At 70.4% G+C, this 17,144-nt stretch carries 17 protein-coding genes; 4 read left to right on the top strand and 13 right to left on the bottom strand.

Annotation, left to right across the window (positions count from 1 at the left end):
* Positions 1–33: 33 nt before the first annotated feature.
* Positions 34–1,029 carry a bifunctional riboflavin kinase/FAD synthetase gene (locus ACZ3HV_RS01125; protein WP_465679694.1) on the bottom strand — a complete coding sequence of 332 codons (996 nt, stop codon included), beginning with the start codon at positions 1,027–1,029 and terminating at the stop codon, positions 34–36.
* 120 nt (positions 1,030–1,149) lie between these two features.
* Here ACZ3HV_RS01125 and ACZ3HV_RS01120 point away from each other — a divergent pair, with 120 nt between their 5' ends.
* Entirely contained in the window at positions 1,150–1,767 is a 618-nt protein-coding gene (locus ACZ3HV_RS01120; protein WP_465679692.1) for a GDSL-type esterase/lipase family protein, read from the top strand.
* Between the two features lie 66 nt (positions 1,768–1,833).
* Here the strand turns inward: ACZ3HV_RS01120 and ACZ3HV_RS01115 are convergent, their stop codons facing one another.
* From ACZ3HV_RS01115 to rimP, 11 genes are all read right to left on the bottom strand, one after another.
* Entirely contained in the window at positions 1,834–2,712 is an 879-nt protein-coding gene (locus tag ACZ3HV_RS01115; RefSeq protein WP_465679691.1) for an NAD-dependent protein deacetylase, read from the bottom strand.
* A gap of 13 nt (positions 2,713–2,725) precedes the next feature.
* Positions 2,726–3,403: a response regulator gene (locus ACZ3HV_RS01110; protein WP_465680426.1), complete on the bottom strand. Its 678-nt coding sequence runs from the start codon at positions 3,401–3,403 to the stop codon at positions 2,726–2,728.
* The gene (locus ACZ3HV_RS01105) at positions 3,403–4,821 is read right to left on the bottom strand and encodes a sensor histidine kinase (protein ID WP_465679690.1); all 1,419 of its coding nucleotides are present in this window, start codon (positions 4,819–4,821) and stop codon (positions 3,403–3,405) included. The genes ACZ3HV_RS01110 and ACZ3HV_RS01105 overlap by 1 nt, the downstream gene beginning before the upstream one ends.
* A gap of 28 nt (positions 4,822–4,849) precedes the next feature.
* Entirely contained in the window at positions 4,850–6,832 is a 1,983-nt protein-coding gene (locus tag ACZ3HV_RS01100) for an APC family permease (protein WP_465679688.1), read from the bottom strand.
* Positions 6,833–6,953: 121 nt separating this feature from the next.
* On the bottom strand, positions 6,954–7,475 hold the full coding sequence (locus ACZ3HV_RS01095; RefSeq protein WP_465679687.1) for a hypothetical protein: 522 nt from the start codon (positions 7,473–7,475) through the stop codon (positions 6,954–6,956).
* 30 nt (positions 7,476–7,505) lie between these two features.
* Entirely contained in the window at positions 7,506–8,405 is a 900-nt protein-coding gene (truB, locus tag ACZ3HV_RS01090) for a tRNA pseudouridine(55) synthase TruB (protein WP_465679686.1), read from the bottom strand.
* A gap of 8 nt (positions 8,406–8,413) precedes the next feature.
* Positions 8,414–8,851, bottom strand: a complete 438-nt coding sequence (rbfA, locus tag ACZ3HV_RS01085) for a 30S ribosome-binding factor RbfA (RefSeq protein WP_465679684.1) — start codon at positions 8,849–8,851, stop codon at positions 8,414–8,416.
* A 96-nt stretch (positions 8,852–8,947) separates the two neighbouring features.
* On the bottom strand, positions 8,948–12,121 hold the full coding sequence (infB, locus tag ACZ3HV_RS01080) for a translation initiation factor IF-2 (RefSeq protein WP_465679683.1): 3,174 nt from the start codon (positions 12,119–12,121) through the stop codon (positions 8,948–8,950).
* Positions 12,122–12,187: 66 nt separating this feature from the next.
* Entirely contained in the window at positions 12,188–12,583 is a 396-nt protein-coding gene (locus ACZ3HV_RS01075; RefSeq protein WP_465680424.1) for a YlxR family protein, read from the bottom strand.
* 51 nt (positions 12,584–12,634) lie between these two features.
* Entirely contained in the window at positions 12,635–13,627 is a 993-nt protein-coding gene (gene nusA / locus ACZ3HV_RS01070; RefSeq protein WP_465679682.1) for a transcription termination factor NusA, read from the bottom strand.
* A 1-nt stretch (position 13,628) separates the two neighbouring features.
* Entirely contained in the window at positions 13,629–14,150 is a 522-nt protein-coding gene (gene rimP / locus ACZ3HV_RS01065; RefSeq protein WP_465679680.1) for a ribosome maturation factor RimP, read from the bottom strand.
* A 151-nt stretch (positions 14,151–14,301) separates the two neighbouring features.
* Between rimP and ACZ3HV_RS01060 the strand changes: the two genes are divergently transcribed.
* The 3 genes from ACZ3HV_RS01060 to ACZ3HV_RS01050 are packed head-to-tail and all read left to right on the top strand — an operon-like array spanning position 14,302 to position 15,660.
* A complete protein-coding gene (locus ACZ3HV_RS01060) occupies positions 14,302–14,853 on the top strand; it encodes a cell division protein FtsK (protein ID WP_465679679.1) in 552 nt (183 codons plus the stop codon).
* Complete coding sequence (locus ACZ3HV_RS01055; RefSeq protein ID WP_465679678.1) at positions 14,850–15,260, top strand: ferritin-like domain-containing protein; 411 nt, start codon at positions 14,850–14,852, stop codon at positions 15,258–15,260. The genes ACZ3HV_RS01060 and ACZ3HV_RS01055 overlap by 4 nt, the downstream gene beginning before the upstream one ends.
* A gap of 1 nt (position 15,261) precedes the next feature.
* Positions 15,262–15,660, top strand: coding sequence for a YchJ family protein (locus tag ACZ3HV_RS01050; protein WP_465679677.1), 399 nt, complete (start codon positions 15,262–15,264; stop codon positions 15,658–15,660).
* Here the strand turns inward: ACZ3HV_RS01050 and ACZ3HV_RS01045 are convergent.
* The gene (locus ACZ3HV_RS01045; RefSeq protein WP_465679675.1) at positions 15,632–17,035 is read right to left on the bottom strand and encodes an alkaline phosphatase PhoX; all 1,404 of its coding nucleotides are present in this window, start codon (positions 17,033–17,035) and stop codon (positions 15,632–15,634) included. The genes ACZ3HV_RS01050 and ACZ3HV_RS01045 overlap by 29 nt on opposite strands.
* Between the last annotated feature and the right edge of the window lie 109 nt (positions 17,036–17,144).

The following is a 17,144-nucleotide window of genomic DNA, read 5'->3' as shown; positions in this document are numbered from 1 at the left end:
GCGCCCAGAGTATCAGTCCGTGGACGCGTCACCCTAATTCCCGGTAAGGATCCGGCGCGCGCCGTCGACGTCGGCCTTCATCTGGACCAGCAGCTCGTCGATGGTGTCGAAGCGGATCTGGGTGCCGCGCAGCCGGGCGACGAAATCCACCGCGATCCGCGCGCCGTACAGCTCCAGGTCGTCGCGATCCAGCACGTACGACTCCACCCGCCGGTCCACGCCGTCGAAGGTGGGGTTGCTGCCGACGCTGATCGCGGCCGGCAGCGGTTCGCCGTACGCCGACTGGGGCGGTGGGGCGGGGTAGCAAGGACTCTGTCCGCCGGCAGCGGGCTCGAGCACGGTCAGCCAGCCCGCGTACACGCCGTCGAGCGGGACCGCGGCCGTCGGATCCGCGGGAATGTTCGCGGTCGGGTAGCCGAGCTCGCGGCCGCGCTTGTCCCCCTCCACGACCACTCCGGTGACCCGCAGCGGCCGCCCGAGCGCATCGGCGGCGGACTCGACGTCACCGTCGGCGATCCGCTCCCGGATGTACGTCGACGACCACGGCTGCGCGTCTCCGGCCAGGCCCAGGCCCTCGACCTGGAACCCGTCCTTGGCGCCGGCCGCGACCAGCGTGTCCACGTGCCCGGCGGCCTTGTGGCCGAACCGGAAGTTCTCGCCGACCACGATCGCCTTCGCGTGCAGCGCGCCGACCAGGACCCGCTCGATGAACTCCTCCGGCGACCAGCCCGACACCTCCTTGCTGAACGGGAGGATCAGGACGGCGTCGGCGCCGTACCGGATCAGCAGCTCGGCCCGCTCCTCGGCGCGGCTGACCATCGCCGGCGCCCGTTCCGGCCGCAGCACCGTCATCGGGTGCGGGTCGAAGGTCAGCGCGACGACCGGGAGGCCACCCAGCTCGGCCGCCCGCGCCTTGGCGTGCGCGAGCACCTCCTGGTGCCCTCGGTGTACGCCGTCGAAGTTGCCGATGGTGACGACCGCCGGCCCGAATTCCGGGCTCACCTGGTCCAAACCGTGCCAGACACGCATGACAGCAGGATTCCATGCCGTGATCGGATTCCGCGCAGCAGGTCCACGATCACCCCTTGTGATCGAGTGGTGACTCAACCTAGGGTGGGGCCCGCAACGCCCGAGCCTGGGGAGGGTCCCGTGAAGCTACGCCGTCTGGTCGCCGCCTGCGCGTCCTTGGTTCTGCTCGGCACGCTCCCGGTCGCGCAGGCCGACGCCACGCCCGCGTTCCGGAACTACGTGGCTCTCGGCGATTCGTACACCTCCGCGCCGCTCGTCCCCTTGCCGGACCTGCTGTCGCTCGGGTGCGTGCGCTCGTACAGCAACTATCCGAAGATGCTGGCGGCGGCGCTGAGGATTTACAGGTTCACCGACGTGAGTCGCGGTGGGGCCGACACCACGAACATGACGCAACCGCAGAGCACCCCGATCGGCACGGCCGCGCCGCAGTTCGACGCGCTGACGCCGGACACGGACCTCGTCACACTCGGGATCGGCGGCAACGACTTCGGGGTGTTCGGCGACATCGTCGGGACGTGTCCGGGGCTCCGGGCGCTGAACTACCACCCCAGCTACGAAGGCCAGGCCGGCGTCGCGTCTCTGACCTACAAGAAGCTCACCGGCGTCCCTGCCGTGGTGACCGCGGCCGAACAGTCCACCTGGGCTGCCCACGCTCGCACGTTGTCGCGGCAAGCCGCCGCCTCCCCCAAGGCCCTCGAGGCCTCCCTGAACCGCCTACGGACCAGCGCGCAACGCTGACCCTTTCCAATCCGTACGGCGGACCCCGGGCCGAGCCACCTCACGCGTGGCCCGGCCCGGTGGTGTTCACAGCCGTTCGCCGAGTTCGGTCAGCGCCTGACCGAGCGGGAGATTGATCCGGTGGGTGGCGTACGGGTCGCCGCGGGTCAGACCCTGGTTGATGATCAGGACGGGGGTGCCGGACTTGGCGGCGTGGCGGACGAAGCGGAAGCCGGACATCACGGTGAGGGACGAGCCCAGGACGAGGACGGCGTTCGCGTCGTCGATGAGCCGGTAGCAGCGCTCGACCCGGGACTTCGGGACGTTCTCGCCGAAGAAGACCACGTCGGGTTTGAGCACACCCCCGCAGTTCGTGCAGTCGACGAGCTCGAAGCTGCCGACCGCCTCCGTCGGGAGCTCCGCATCTCCGTCGGGGTTGATCCGCGTCACCTCGGCCTCGAACCCCGGATTCGCGTCTCGTAGCCGGCGGTCGAGCACCTCGCGGGCCGAGGTTGTCCGGCATTGCAGGCAGATCACCCGGTCGAGGTTGCCGTGCAACTCGATCACGTCGCGCGCGCCGGCAGCTTGGTGCAGGCCGTCGACGTTCTGGGTGATCACGCCGCTCAAGTAGCCCCGCGCCTGCAGCGCCGCGACCGCCCGGTGCCCGTCGTTCGGCTCCGCGCGGGCGATCGTGCGCCAGCCGAGGTGGCTGCGGGCCCAGTACCGCTGCCGACCAGACTCGCTGGCCGCGAAGTCGCCGTACGTCATCGGCGTGTGCGTCCGCAGGCTGCCTGTCTCACCCCGGTAGTCCGGGATCCCCGACTCGGTCGAGATCCCCGCCCCACTCAGTACGACGACCTGCCCGCCGGCCACGACGTCCGCCACCGGCCCGACATCCGCCGAACCAGGCTCCAACGCCAGCACCTCAGGCCCAGGAGCCCACCGCAAAGTCGGACGAGAACGCACCCCAACAGGGTAGCTAGGGCTGGAAGCGGTAGCCCATTCCCGGCTCGGTGATCAGGTGGATGGGGCGTGCGGGGTCGAGTTCGAGCTTCCGGCGGAGTTGGGCCATGTAGACGCGGAGGTAGTTGGTCGCGGACTCGTATCCGGGCCCCCAGACGTCCTGGAGCAGTTGCTTCTGGCTGACGAGCTTGCCGGGATTGCGGACCAGCATCTCCAGCAGGCTCCACTCGGTGGGAGTGAGTCGTACGTCGCCTTCGGAGGTCGTGACGCGTTTGGCCGCGAGGTCGATGGTGAACGCCTCGGTCCGGACGACCGCGGGTGCACCGGGGTCTGGCACCGCCGCCCGGCGGAGTGCCGCCCGGATCCGGGCCAGCAACTCGTCCATGCCGAACGGCTTGGTGACGTAGTCGTCGGCGCCGGCGTCGAGCGCCGCGACCTTGTCGGCCTGGGCGTCGCGAGCCGACAGCACGATGATCGGCGCCGAGCACCAGCCGCGCAGACCGGACACCACCTCGACGCCGTTCATGTCCGGCAGGCCCAGGTCGAGGATGACGAGGCCGGGCGGCCGCCGGCCCGCCGCCGCGAGCGCGGACGCGCCGTCGGCCGCGGTCTCGACGTCGTACCGGCGGGCGCGCAGGTTGATCGCCAGCGCCCGCAGCAGTTGCCGATCGTCGTCGACGATCAGGACGTTGATCACGGCACCACCGGCAGGGTCACTGTCATCGTCAAACCTCCGCCGGGTGTCGGTGCGGGTGCCACGCTCCCCGCCATCGCCTCGCTGAAACCGCGGGCGATCGCGAGTCCCAGGCCGGCGCCGCCGTCGGACCGGTTGTCGCCGAGCCGCTGGAACGGAGTGAAGATACGCTCCCGGTCCTCGGTCGGCACGCCGGGGCCGGTGTCGACCACGGCGACCTGTACGGCGCTCTCGTCGTACGACGCCTCGACCCGGACCGGGACGCCGGCCGGGGAGAACCGCCGCGCGTTGTCGACCAGGTTGGCGATCACCCGCTCGAGCAGTCCGGCGTCGGCCAGCACGAGCGGGAGGTGCACCGGGACGTCGACCGTGACGACGTCCGCCGGGATTCCGACCAGTGCCTTGGCGACGACCTCCTCCAGCACGACCGGCCGCACGTCGACGGACAGCGCCCCGGCCTGCAACCGGCTCATCGCCAGCAGGTTCGCGATCAGATCGTCGAGCCGGTCCGCCGATTCCTCGATCGTCTCCAGCAGCTCGCTCTGCTCGGCCGGGCTCCAGGTCACGTCGCGTTGCCGGAGGCTGGAGACAGCGGCCTTGATTCCTGCCAACGGCGTTCTCAGGTCATGTCCGACGGCGGCCAGCAAGGCCGACCGCAGCCGGTCGACCTCGGCGAGCTGCCGGGCCTGGGCCGCTTCACCGGCGAGTTGCTGGTCCTCCCAAGCTCGCCCGGCGGCGCCGGCCAGCCGGGTCAGCAGCTTCCGGTCCTCGGCGAAGAGTTCGGGGCCTTCGGCAACGAGCCGGAGCCCGTCCCGCGCCGGGACCGAGATGACCGGGCTGCCGCGCAGCGGCGGGCCGGCAACCGCGACGACATGGTCGAGCTCGCCGCGGCTCTCGAGCAGCGCGACCGACACCATGCCGAACGTCTCCCGCACCTCCTCCAGCACCGCGGTGAGCGAGTCGTCGGTGACCGGTTCCGCCGTGATCCGGGACAGGACCTCCGCCTCGCTGCGGCTGCGGACGGCGGCGACCCGGTGGCGAATGGCCACGTCGACGGTCACGCTGACCGTCACCGCGACCAGCACGAACACGAACAGCGCGATGATGCTGTCCCGCTGCTCGACGACGAGCGTGTGGTACGGCGTGGTGAAGAAGAAGTTGGCAAGCAGCACCGCGGCGAGGGCGGCGGCGACACCGGGAAGCAGACCGCCCGTCACCGCGATCAGGACCACGATCAGCAGGTACAGCAGCAGGATGCTCTCGAGCGCCAGGCTGTCCCGCACCGGGACCAGCGCGAGCGTCAGCGCCGGCAGGCCGGCCAGAACCAGCCCGAAACCGGTCCAGAGTCGCCTTCGCCGGCCGTGCCCGATCCTGCCGGGCAGTCGGGCGGCTGACTCCGCCGTCCTGTTCTGTACCACGGCACCACTGTCGCACGGCTGGCGCAGGTCAGACCGGCCCTGCGACCTTGTCGTGTGGCGGCTCCGCGGCCGCCGGCTCGACCCGCCGGGCCTCGAGAACCTCCGCGGACCCGAGCTTCCACGGCACGTTGATCACCATCACGCCAGGTTGGAACAGCAGCCGCGCCTTCAACCGCAGCGCACTCTGGTTGTGCAGGAGCGCCTCCCACCAGTGGCCGACGACGTACTCCGGGATGAACACCGCGACCAGGTCACGCGGACTGTTCCGCCGTACGTCCTTGACGTAGCTCAGCACCGGACCGGTCACATCGCGGTACGGCGAGTGCAGCACCTTCAACGGGACAGGAATGTCGCGCTCACTCCAGTCGCGAAGCAAGGCGTCGGACGCGTCTTCGTCGGTACTGACCGTCACCGCTGTCAGCGACGTCGGACGGGTCGCCCGGGCGTACGCGAGCGCCCGCAACGTCGGGGTGTGCAACCTGGACACCAGGACGATCGCGAACACCCGCGGGGGCAGGGTGACGCCACCCGGACGCGGCGTCAGCTCGGCGTCGACGCGGTCGTAGTGTCGCCGGATCCCCTTCATCAGCAAGAAGATCGCCGGCATCGCGATGACCACGATCCACGCGCCGTGGGTGAACTTGGTGATCAGTACGACGACCAGCACGACGGCGGTGAACACCGCACCGAGGGCGTTGATGCCGCGGGACCGGTGCATCGAGGCGGTTGCCCTTGCCAACGGATCGCGCAGCAGGCGGGTCCAGTGCACGACCATGCCGGCCTGGCTGAGCGTGAACGACACGAAGACGCCGATGATGTAGAGCTGGATCAGCCGCGTCGTACTGGCATCGAAGACCCAGATCAGCAGGCAGGCGAGCGCCGACAAGATCAGGATGCCGTTGCTGTAGACCAGCCGGTCGCCGCGCCGGGCGAACTGCCTGGGCAGGAACCCGTCGTGACCGAGCAGCGAGGCCAGGATCGGGAAGCCGTTGAACGCAGTGTTGGCGGCCAGCACCAGGATCGCCGCGGTGAACGCCTGCACGGCGAAGAATCCGATCGAGTGGTAGCCGCCGAACACGGCCCCGGCCACTTGGGCGATGACCGTGCGCTGCTCGTAGCCCGCCGGGGCACCGGTGATCCGGCCGCCGTCGGAGGCCACGTGGACATCCGTCACCAGCGCCAGGACGGTGATGCCGGCGAACATCGCGATCGTCACCGCGCCCATGATGGTCAGCGTCGACGCGGCGTTCCTGCTCTTCGGTGGCTTGAAATTCGGCACGCCGTTGCTGACCGCCTCGACGCCGGTCAGCGCCGTACATCCGGAAGCGAAAGCGCGCATCGCGAGCAGGACGACGACCAGGCCGCTGGCGTGGGTCGCGGCCTCGATCCCGTACGGCGCGGACTCGGCGCGCGGGGTGTCACCGGTGAGGATCCGGACGAAGCCGACCGCGATCATCGTGAGCACGACCGCGATGAACCCGTACGTCGGGACGGCGAACGCCGTACCGGACTCCTTGACGCCGCGCAGGTTCATCAGCGCCAGCACAGCGATCATGCCGACTGACACCAGCACCGCGTGCGGCCCGAGTTCAGGGATCGCCGACACGAGGTTCTGCACGCCGGCGGCCACCGAGACCGCGACGGTCAGCACGTAGTCGACGAGCAGGGCGCTGGCCGCGACCAGCGAGGCGTTCTGCCCGAGGTTCGCCCGGCTGACGGCGTACGCGCCACCACCGCTCGGGTACGCGTGACAGGTCTGCCGGTAGGACGCCACTACCACGACGAGCAGAGCGACGACGACGGCCGCGATCCAGGGCGTCAGGTGCAGCAGGGTCAGCCCGCCCAGGCTGAGCATCAGCAGGATCTCTTCGGTCGCGTAGGCGTTCGAGGAGAGCGGGTCGCTGCAGAACACCGGCAACGCGAGCTTCTTCGGCAGCAGGGTCTCGCCCAGCCGCTCGCTGCGCAGCGGGCGCCCGACCAAGAACCTCTTCGGCAGCTCCAACAACTTCACAACACCAGCGAACCGCCCCGCCGCGGTCCGGACCGCCGGTCTTGACGCCACCTTGACGCGGCCCCCGCCAATCTTGACGCCACCTTGACGCCTGGATGTGCGGTGGACCTTCGGCGGTGGGTCAGTCGACGCGCGGTGGGCCGGCCCTCAACCGGCGTTCAGCCGCGACTCGGGCTGCAGTGGGGTCCATCGAGGACCAGTCGGCGTCTATCCACCACGTGGCGCCGGCGTTGGCCCAGGGGCGGACGGTGTCGGCGGCGTCGGGGTCGTCGGCGGTGGTGGTGCCTTCGGCGACTACGTCGTACCTGTCCATGGTCAGGCCGTGGGCGGCGCGTTCCTGGCGGATCCAGGCGACTCCCTCGGCGAGGAGCTCCGGGGTCAGCTCCCCCGGCTGCCCACCGGGCGGAACGATGTAGTTCGGCAGCCAGCCGTCCTGCAGCGCGGCCCGGCGCATCGACTTCGGCCGCGGCCAGGCACCCACCACCCAGGTCGGGATCCGCGGCTGCTGCACCGGTGGCGGCGGCGCGGGCGGCATCAGCTCGGCCTCCAGCCATCGCGGGTCGTCCCCGAGCTCCCCCACAACCTCAGCCGTCCAGGTAGCAACCGTCCCGAACTCAGCCCGCTGTTCCTCCCCGCCGCTCATACCGTCACCAGTACCCCAGGCGTACGCCGATCAGCTGACGAAGACGGCCGTGGGTTTGGCTATCGGGCCGTGGGGTTCGTAGAGGGCCAGGAAGGTGCCGGTGGGGTCGAACATGGCGGTCTGGCCCGGCTGGAGTTTGAGGCCGGACAGCGGGCGGCCGGTGCGGATGGCGGCGGCCTGGTCGGCGTCGGCGTCGTACCGCGGGAAGGTGCCGGCGGCAACGTCCGCGATCGGCAGCCAGGCGAAGTCCTCGGCCAGCGACTCGAGCGTGTGCGCGGCCGCCAGGTCGAAGGAGCCCACGCGGGTACGGCGAAGTGCCGTGAGGTGACCGCCGACACCGAGCTCGGCGCCGAGGTCGCGGGCCAGCGCGCGGATGTACGTGCCGCTGGAGCAGTCCACAGAGACATCCACATCGATGCCGTCCGCCCCCAGGCGTACGTCGAGAATGTCGTACCGGGACACCGTCACCGCCCGAGCCTTCAGCGCGACCTCTTCACCCGCCCGGACCCGTTCGTACGCGCGCCGCCCGTCGACCTTGATCGCGGACACCTTCGACGGGACCTGCGAGATCTCGCCGCGGAAACCGACCACCGCGGCCGCGATCGCCTCCGCGGTCACGCCGTCGACCGCCGAAGTGGTGACGATCTCCCCTTCGGCGTCGTCGGTCGTCGTGGTCGCGCCGAGCCGGATCGTCGCGTCGTACGACTTGTCGGCCAGCTGGAGGTGACCCAGCAGCCGAGTGGCCCGGTTGATGCCGACGACCAGCACGCCGGTGGCCATCGGGTCGAGCGTGCCGGCGTGCCCGACCTTGCGGGTGCCGGCCAGCCGCCGGATCCGGGCGACGACGGTGTGCGACGTCATCCCGTCCGGCTTGTCGACGACGACGATCCCGTCGGCGGTCGCGCTGAACTCAGTGGACGTGGTGTTCAACGCAGCACTCAGTCCTGGTCGTCCTCGTCGTCGTCCTTGTGCTTGTACGGATCCGCGTCGCCGGCCGGCTTCGCGCCCGCGGCCGACTTGGCCACCTCGGCGTCGGCCGTCCGGGCCTTGGCCAGCAGCTCCTCGATGTGCCCGGCGGTCTCCGGCACGGCGTCCAGGAAGAACGCCACGCTCGGGCTGTGCCGCAGGCCGAGGGCCTTGCCGACCTCGCTTCGGATCAGGCCACGCGCCGACTCCAGCGCGGCCGCGGTCGACGCCCGGTCCTGCTCGTCGCCGTACACGGTGTAGAAGACGCTGGCCTCGCGCAGGTCGCCGGTCAGCCGGGCGTCCGTCACAGTGACGAAGCCCAGCCGGGGGTCCTTGACCCGGCGTTCGAGCAGCTCGGCGACGAGCACCTGGATCCGGTCGGCCAGCTGCTTCGCCCTTGCTTCACCCATCAGGGCTCACTCCCTTATTCACAAGTAACGTCCGGAGAGACAACCGCCTCTCCGGACGTTACTCCGGTGCCCGGAGGTCCCGGGCACCGACTGCTGTCAGTTACGCGGCTTCTCGCGGAGTTCGAAGGACTCCACGACGTCACCGATCTTGATGTCGTTGAAGTTGTTGATGGTCAGACCGCACTCGAAGCCCTCGCGGACCTCGGACGCGTCGTCCTTGAACCTCTTCAGCGACGACAGCTCGGTGTTGTCGACGATCACCGCACCGTCCCGGATCAACCGGACCTTGGCGTTGCGCTTGATCAGGCCGTTGGTCACCCAGCAACCGGCGATGTTGCCCACCTTCGAGGAGCGGAAGATCTCCCGGATCTCCGCCTGGCCGAGGACGGCCTCCTCGTAGATCGGCTTGAGCATGCCCTTCAGGGCGGCCTCGATGTCGTCGATCGCCGCGTAGATGACCGAGTAGTACCGGACATCCACGCCCTCGCGCTCGGCCACGTCGCCGGCCTTGCCCGCCGGCCGCACGTTGAAGCCGATGATGACGGCGTTCGACGCGATGGCCAGGTTGACGTCGTTCTCGTTGATCGCACCGACGCCGCGGTCGATGACGCGGAGGTTGACCTCGTCGCCGACCTCGATCCGGACCAGCGCGTCTTCCAGCGCCTCGACCGAACCGGACACGTCGCCCTTGAGGATGAGCAGCAGCTCCTGCGTCTCGCCCTTCTCCATCGAGGCCATGAAGTCCTCGAGGGTCCGGCGCGCACGACGCTTGGCGTTGGCGGCCGCCCGGGCGCGAGCTTCGCGCTTCTCGGCGATCTGCCGTGCCCTGCGGTCGTCGTCGACGACCAGGAACTTGTCACCCGCACCTGGTACGGCGGTCAGACCGAGCACCAGGACCGGACGCGACGGCGTCGCCTCCTCGACCGGGTCGCCGTGCTCGTCGAGCATGGCCCGGACCCGGCCGTACGCCGGTCCGGCCACCATCGAGTCGCCGACCCGCAGCGTGCCGCGCTGCACCAGCACGGTCGCCACCGGACCACGGCCCTTGTCCAGGTTGGCCTCGATCGCGATGCCCTCGGCGTGCATGTTCGGGTTGGCCCGCAGGTCCAGCGCCGCGTCCGCGGTCAGGACCACGGACTCGAGCAGCCCGTCGATGTTGATCCGGGACTTCGCCGAGACGTCGACGAACATCGTGTCGCCGCCGTACTCCTCGGGCACCAGGCCGTACTCGGTCAGCTGACCGCGCACCTTGGCCGGGTCCGCACTCGGGACGTCGATCTTGTTCACCGCGACCACGATCGGGACGTTCGCCGCCCGGGCGTGGTTCAGTGCCTCGATCGTCTGCGGCATCACGCCGTCGTCGGCCGCGACCACCAGGATGACGATGTCGGTGGCCTGCGCACCACGAGCACGCATGGCGGTGAACGCCTCGTGACCCGGGGTGTCGACGAAGGTGATGGCCCGCTGCTCGCCGTCGACCTCGGTGGTCACCTGGTACGCACCGATGTGCTGGGTGATGCCACCGGCCTCCTTGGCGACCACGTTCGCCTCGCGGACCGCGTCCAGCAGCTTGGTCTTACCGTGGTCGACGTGACCCATCACGGTCACGACCGGCGGCCGCTTGACCAGGTCGGTCTCGTCGCCCTCGTCGGTACCGAAGTCGATGTCGAACGACTGCAGCAGCTCGCGGTCCTCGTCCTCCGGGGACACGATCTGCACGTCGTAGTTCAGCTCGGTGGCGAGCAGTTGCAGCGTCTCCTCGTTGACCGACTGGGTCGCGGTCACCATCTCACCGAGGTGGAACAGCACCTGCACCAGCGACGCCGGGTCGACGCCGACCTTCTCGGCGAAGTCCGTCAGCGACGCACCACGGGCAAGGCGCACGACCTCGCCGTCACCGTGCTTGACGCGAACGCCGCCGACCGCCGGCGCCTGCATGTTGTCGAATTCCTGGCGCTTGGCCCGCTTCGACTTGCGACCACGACGGGCCGGACCACCCGGACGCCCGAAGGCACCCTGTGTCCCGCCACGACCGCGGTTGCCCGGACCCGGACGGCCACCGCCGCCACCGGGCGGGCCGCTGGGGCCGCCGCCACCGGGACGGAAACCGCCGCCACCGCCACCGCCGCCACCGCGCGGACCGGCACCCGGTCCACCCGGAGCGCCACCGGGACGGCCGCGGCCACCGCCGCCGCCACCGCCGCCCGCGCCCCCACCGGGACCGGACGGGCGGCCGGTGAACGTACCGGCCGAGGACTTCGGCATCATCGCGGGGTTGGGGCGCGGCGCACCGGGCACACCACTCGGGCGCGGCCGGTCGTTGCCGCGACCACGGTCGTCACCACGGGACTGCGGCGGACGCGGCGCCATGCCGGCCGGGCTCGCACCCTGACCGGAACGCTCGCCCTGCCCACCACCCGGGCCGGGGCGAGCGCCACCGCGCTGCATGCCCTGGGTCGAGCTGAACGGGTTGTTGCCCGGACGCGGCGCACCCGGACGCGGGCCACCACCGCCCTGACCACCCGGACGCGGCGCACCGGGGCGCGGGGCTCCCGGACGCGGAGCGCTGCCCTGGCCACCAGGCCTGGGCCCACCCGGACGCGGACCGGAGCCCGAGCCACCCGGACGCGGGCCGGGCCGGGCCGAAGTCTCGGCGGCCGGACGGTGCTGCGCAGCCGGAACCTCCGGCTGAGCGGGCGCCGGGGTCGGCGCCGGAGCGGCCGGCGTGGCCTTGGCGGCCGGTGCCTCGAACGACGGTGCGGCCGGGGTCTCGGCCTTGGCCGCCGGAGCGGTTTCGACCGGAGCGGTCTCCTGCCGCGGGGCCGGCTTCGGGCCCGGACGCGGCCCCGGCTTCACACCCGGGGTCGGAACCGACTTCACCGGTGCCGGAGCGGACTCGACCTTCTCGGCCACCGGGGCCTCCACCTTCGGGGCCTCCACTGTCGGGGATTGCGCGACCGGCGGCGGGGTCGGCTCAGCGGCCGGCGCGGGGCGCTCAGCCGGAGCAGGCTGTGCTTTTCTGGCCGGCTCGGCAGGTGCGACCGGTGCGGTCGCCTGCGGCGCGGCAGACGTACTCGCGGCGGCCTTCTTGGCCGCGCGCTTCTTCGGCGGGTTCTTCTCGAACTCTTCCGCCAACCGTCGTACGACGGGTGCCTCGATCGTCGAGGATGCCGATCGGACGAACTCTCCCATGTCGTTCAGCCTGGTCAGAACGACCTTGCTGGTAACTCCGAGCTCTTTCGCGAGCTCGTAGACCCGGACCTTTGCCACTACTCTCCCTCTGGTCCGAGCCTGGGCGCGGACCGTTAGTTGACGTACATGCTCATCGCATTGCACTCATCGTTCGACACTCATCGAGTGGTCATGAGTCGATGACCCGCCTTCATGTCGTCGCGACGGCCCGTTCTGGACCACTGCGGGCGGCCTGGTGGCCGCACTTGTTTCACTACCGCTTTCCGTACTGCGCTGCGCAACATGTTCCCGCACGAGCGCCAGCTCAAGCGGACCGGGGACCTTGAAGGCCCGCGGAAACGCTTTTCGCCGCTCAGCGAGGTCGAAGCACTCGGCCACCGGGTGCAGATGCGCCCCGCGGCCAGGTGCCCGACGATCGGGATCCGGGAGGACAAGTCCTCCGGAAACCGTCATCCGCAGCAAGTCAGCCGGACTGGACCGCTTCCGGCACCCGATACAGGTGCGCTCCCGGGCTTGGCCAGGGCGCGCGTCTGTAGTCACTGTCACGCGTTCCTCAGGGTGTGGTTGCGACTCAGTCGACCGACCGAGAGATCAGTCTACCTTCTCGTCCTCACGAGTCACATCGGTATCCGGCCGGATGTCGATCCGCCACCCGGTCAGCCGGGCGGCGAGGCGGGCGTTCTGCCCCTCCTTGCCGATCGCGAGCGAGAGCTGGTAGTCGGGGACGATGACCCGCGCGGCGCGCGCGGCAGCGTCCACTACCTCGACAGACGTAACCTGCGCCGGGGACAGCGCATTCCCGACGAAGGTGGCCGGATCGTCGCTGTGGTCGATGATGTCGATCTTCTCGCCGTGCAGCTCGTGCATGATGTTGCGCACCCGCTGGCCCATCGGGCCGATGCAGGCACCCTTCCCGTTCACCGACGGGTTCAGAGTCCGGACGGCGATCTTCGTCCGGTGACCGGCCTCCCGCGCGATCGCGGTGATCTCCACCGTGCCGTCGGCGATCTCGGGGACCTCGAGCGCGAACAGCTTCTTGACCAGGTTCGGGTGGGTTCGGCTGACCGTGATCTGCGGGCCCTTGAAGCCCTTCCGCACGCCGACCACGTACACCCGCAGCCGGGAGCCGTGCTCGTACTTCTCCCCCGGCACCTGCTCCGGCGCCGGCAGCACCGCCTCGATCTTGCCGAGGTCGACCATCACCGAGCGCGGGTCGCGGCCCTGCTGGACCACGCCGGAGACGATGTCGCCCTCCTTGCCGGAGAACTCGCCGTACCGGACCTCGTCCTCGGCGTCGCGCAGCCGCTGCAGGATGATCTGCTTGGCCGTGGTGGCCGCGATCCGGCCGAAGTCGGCCGGGGTGTCGTCGTACTCGCGGGCCAGCGTGCCGTCCTCGGCGAGCTCCCGCGCGTACACGGTCACGTGCCCGGTCTTGCGGTCCAGCTCGACGCGAGCGTGCTGCTGAGCCCCCTCGGTCCGGTGGTACGCGACCAGGAGGGCCGCCTCGATCGCCTCGACGACGACCTCGAGGGCGATGTCCTTCTCCCGCTCCAGTGACCGCAGTACGGCCATGTCGATGTCCATGTCAGTTCTCCTCCACCGTGCCGTCGGCAGGTGTTTCTGTTTCGTCGTTGCCGGCAGCCCGGTTGAATTCGATCTGGATCTTGGCCTTGGCCACGTCGGCGTACGCGACGGTCTGCCGCGTGCCGTCGACGTCCAGCTCGGCCGCCTCCTCGGAGGCGGACTTGATCCGGCCGGTCAGCTTGCCCCCGGCGGTCAGCGTGACAGCGACCAGCCGGCTGACATTGCGCCGCCAGTGCCGGGGCAGCGTGAGCGGCCGGTCCACACCGGGGCTGGAAACCTCCAGTGTGTAAGCGCCCTCGCCCATGATGTCGTCGGCGTCGAGTGCCTTGGAGATGGCCCGGGTGACGTCGGCGACGTCGTCCAGGCTGATGCCCCCGTCGCGATCGACGAGCACGCGCAGCAACCGGCGGCGGCCGGCCGGAGCGATGTCGGCGGCCTCCAGGTCGCAGCCGAACTGCCCGACGATCGGCCGCAGGAAGTTCTCGAGGCTCGTGGTGTCCGTGTGGTCAGTCTTTCGGCTCACAGGTTGACCTGCCTCTCTCCAGTTGTGCACCCGTCCCACCCTTGACAGTGCTGCCAAGGGCAGTAGCCCACCATATCCGGCTGGTCGCGGTGTCCGCGTCACCGGCTCGTCCCAGACCGGTCAACGGCGCGTCACCAGGTATCGTTCCGCCGTGCCGATCGAACCCCGCCTGCCCCGCCGCGTCTCCCGCCGCGCCGTCCTCGTGACCGCGGCCCTGGTGCCCGGTGCGACCGCGCTGGCCGGCTGCAAGGACGATCCGGCCGGTACGCCGGGCGCCGTCAACCCGGGGTCGTCGGACCGACCGGCCGAGGAGACACCGACCGTCGACCCGGCGGTCGTCGCCGCACTCAGTACGGCGGCCACCCAGGTGACTCAATTGTCCCTCGGTTTCGCCGCGCTGAGCCGGAGGTTCCCCGCGCTCCGCACCCAGCTCGCGGCCGGCGCGAAGTACCACGCGAGTCACCTGGCCAAGCTCAAGGAAACCGCCGGAGTCACGGCGACGGCCGGCAAGGCACCAACCGTCGCCAGTACGTCGTCGGCCGCGCTTCTCGCCCTGTCCAGGCAGGAGAAGGCCGCGGCGACCGCCCACGCGGCCGCGGCGGCCAAACTCTCCGGCGCCCCGGCCCGGCTGCTGGCGATGATCGCCGCCGCCGAGACCCAGCTGGCAACCACGCTGACCCCCAAGAAGAAGGACGCCTCGTGAACCAGCTGGAAGCCCTGCAGGCCGCGCTCGCCGGCGAACATGCCGCCCTGTACGGCGTGGGCGTGGCGGGCGGGAAGCTCAGTGGCGCCCGCTTCGGGGCCGCGACGGATTCCTACGAACGGCACCGCAGCAACCGCGACCACCTCAGCGCATTGGTCGTCGCCGCTGGTGAGACCCCGGTCGCCGCGGATCCGGCGTACGACCTGCCGCAGGCGGTCACGAACGCCGCCACCGCCGTCGCCCTTGTCTTGCTGATCGAGCGGCGAGTGGCAGCCGTGTACGGCGATCTGGTCGAAGCGGCCGAGCAGCCGGCCGTCCGCAGCTTCGCGATCGAGAGCCTGCTGTCGGCTGCCAGCGCCCAGATCGCCTGGGGCGGCGCGCCGGTCGCGTTCCCTGGCGCGGTGTGAGATGGCCAGATCCTGTCCGTGCGGGCTCGACGCCACCTATGACGACTGCTGTGGCAGCCTGCACCGCGGCCGTACGGCGGCGACCACCGCCGAGCAACTCATGCGCTCGCGGTACAGCGCCTTCGTCGTCGGCGACCTGCCGTATCTCCTCCGCACCTGGCACTCCACGACCCGTCCGTCGAAGCTCCAGCTGGACGACGACACCAAGTGGACCGGTCTCGAGATCCTCGGCAGCACCGGCGGCAGCGCCTTCCACTCCGAGGGCACCGTCGAGTTCCGCGCGAACTACGTGCTGGCCGGCCACCTGACCGGCCAGCACGAGAACAGCCGCTTCCTCCGCGAGGACGGCGCGTGGGTCTACGTCGAGGCGCTCACCGCCGGCGGCGCCACGGGCCGGTGACGGCGTACGTGACGCCGGGGTTGTAGACGTTGAAGAACATCGTCCGGCCGTCCGCGGAGAAGCCGACCCCGGACAGTTCGCCGTACTCCGGCTCCTCCGGGGTGCCGTTGTTGACCCGGTTGCGGGCGAACTTGAACACCTGACCGTCTTCGGTGGTGCCGAGGATGTGCTGCTCGCCGAGCCCGTCCTCGCACATCATCAGCCCGCCGTACGGCGACATCGTGATGTTGTCGGGGGCATCGAACTCGGGGTCGTCCGAACCGGGCTTCGGACGGGTGAAGATCACCTCGAGCCGCAGCGTCTGCATCCGCGGGTCGTACCGCCAGACCTGGCCGTCGTGATCCACCTTCGGGCCGAGCTCGGTCCGGGCGAACGAGGACACGAAGTACACGCAGCGGTCGCGGTCACCCCACCAGCAGCCCTCGAGCTTGTAGCCACCGGTGATCGGCTTGGCATAGTCCTGGGCCCGGACCGACTCGGTCGTGGCCAGCGGGTCGGGGACCTTGACCCACTGCACGCCGTGGAACAGCGCACCGGCTTCCTGGACGACGGACAGATCCGGCAGATCCGGGATGTGCATGGCCTGCAGCTCGCCACCCGCTCGCAGCGTCCCCCAGCCGCCGCGGGGGCGGTTCGGCAGGAACCGGTAGAAGCCGCCGAGCGGGGCGACGAAAGCGTCCTCGGTCTCGTACACGATGCCGGTCGATGGGTCGATGGCGACCGCCTCATGCTGGAACCGGCCCATAGCCGTCAGCGGGACCGGGTTGTTGTTGCGCCGGTCGTCGTACGGGTCGACCTCGAAGATGAAGCCGTGGTCCTTGGTGTAGCCGCTCTGACCGGCCTTGAGCTCGGTCTCCTCACACGTCAGCCAGGTCCGCCACGGCGTGGGGCCGCCGGAGCAGTTGATCGCGGTTCCGCCCAGGCTGACGAACTCCTTGGTAGCGGCGTTGTGGCGGTTCACCGCCAGTGTGCTCGTGCCGCCGGCGCCGGCCGGGTCATAGGTCCGCTCGGCCGGGGCGACCACCTTGATCGCCGACGTCGGGCTGCACTCGTGGTTGCGGACCAGCCGGGCCCCGCCGTCGCGATCCGGGAAGACGCCCATCCCGTCGAACCGGCTGGGGATCTTCAGCCCGTCGGGCCGGAGGGTGCCCTCGCGGGACAGGATCTCGTAGCCGAACCCGCGGGGCAGGTCGAGCATGCCGTCCGGGTCCTCGATCAGCGGCCCGTACCCGATCTTCGGGCCGGACGTCCCGAGTGCGGGCTGCGCGGTGTACAGCGCCTCGACCGAGCCGGCCAGGCTGACCGCAACACCCGCCGCGGCCGCACGGCCGACGAACTGACGCCTGGACAGGGAGTTGGACTGGAGTTCGGACACGGGCGGCCTCCTAGCTTCGGCACAAGCAGTGGTCGCCAGTGAACGTACGGTAAACAACTCACTAACGGCAAGAGAACGCGTGTCAGGAACCCACCGCTCGACCGGGTGC

The organism is Kribbella sp. NPDC020701 (genome assembly GCF_055562215.1).
This window is presented reverse-complemented; position numbering and strand designations above follow the sequence as displayed.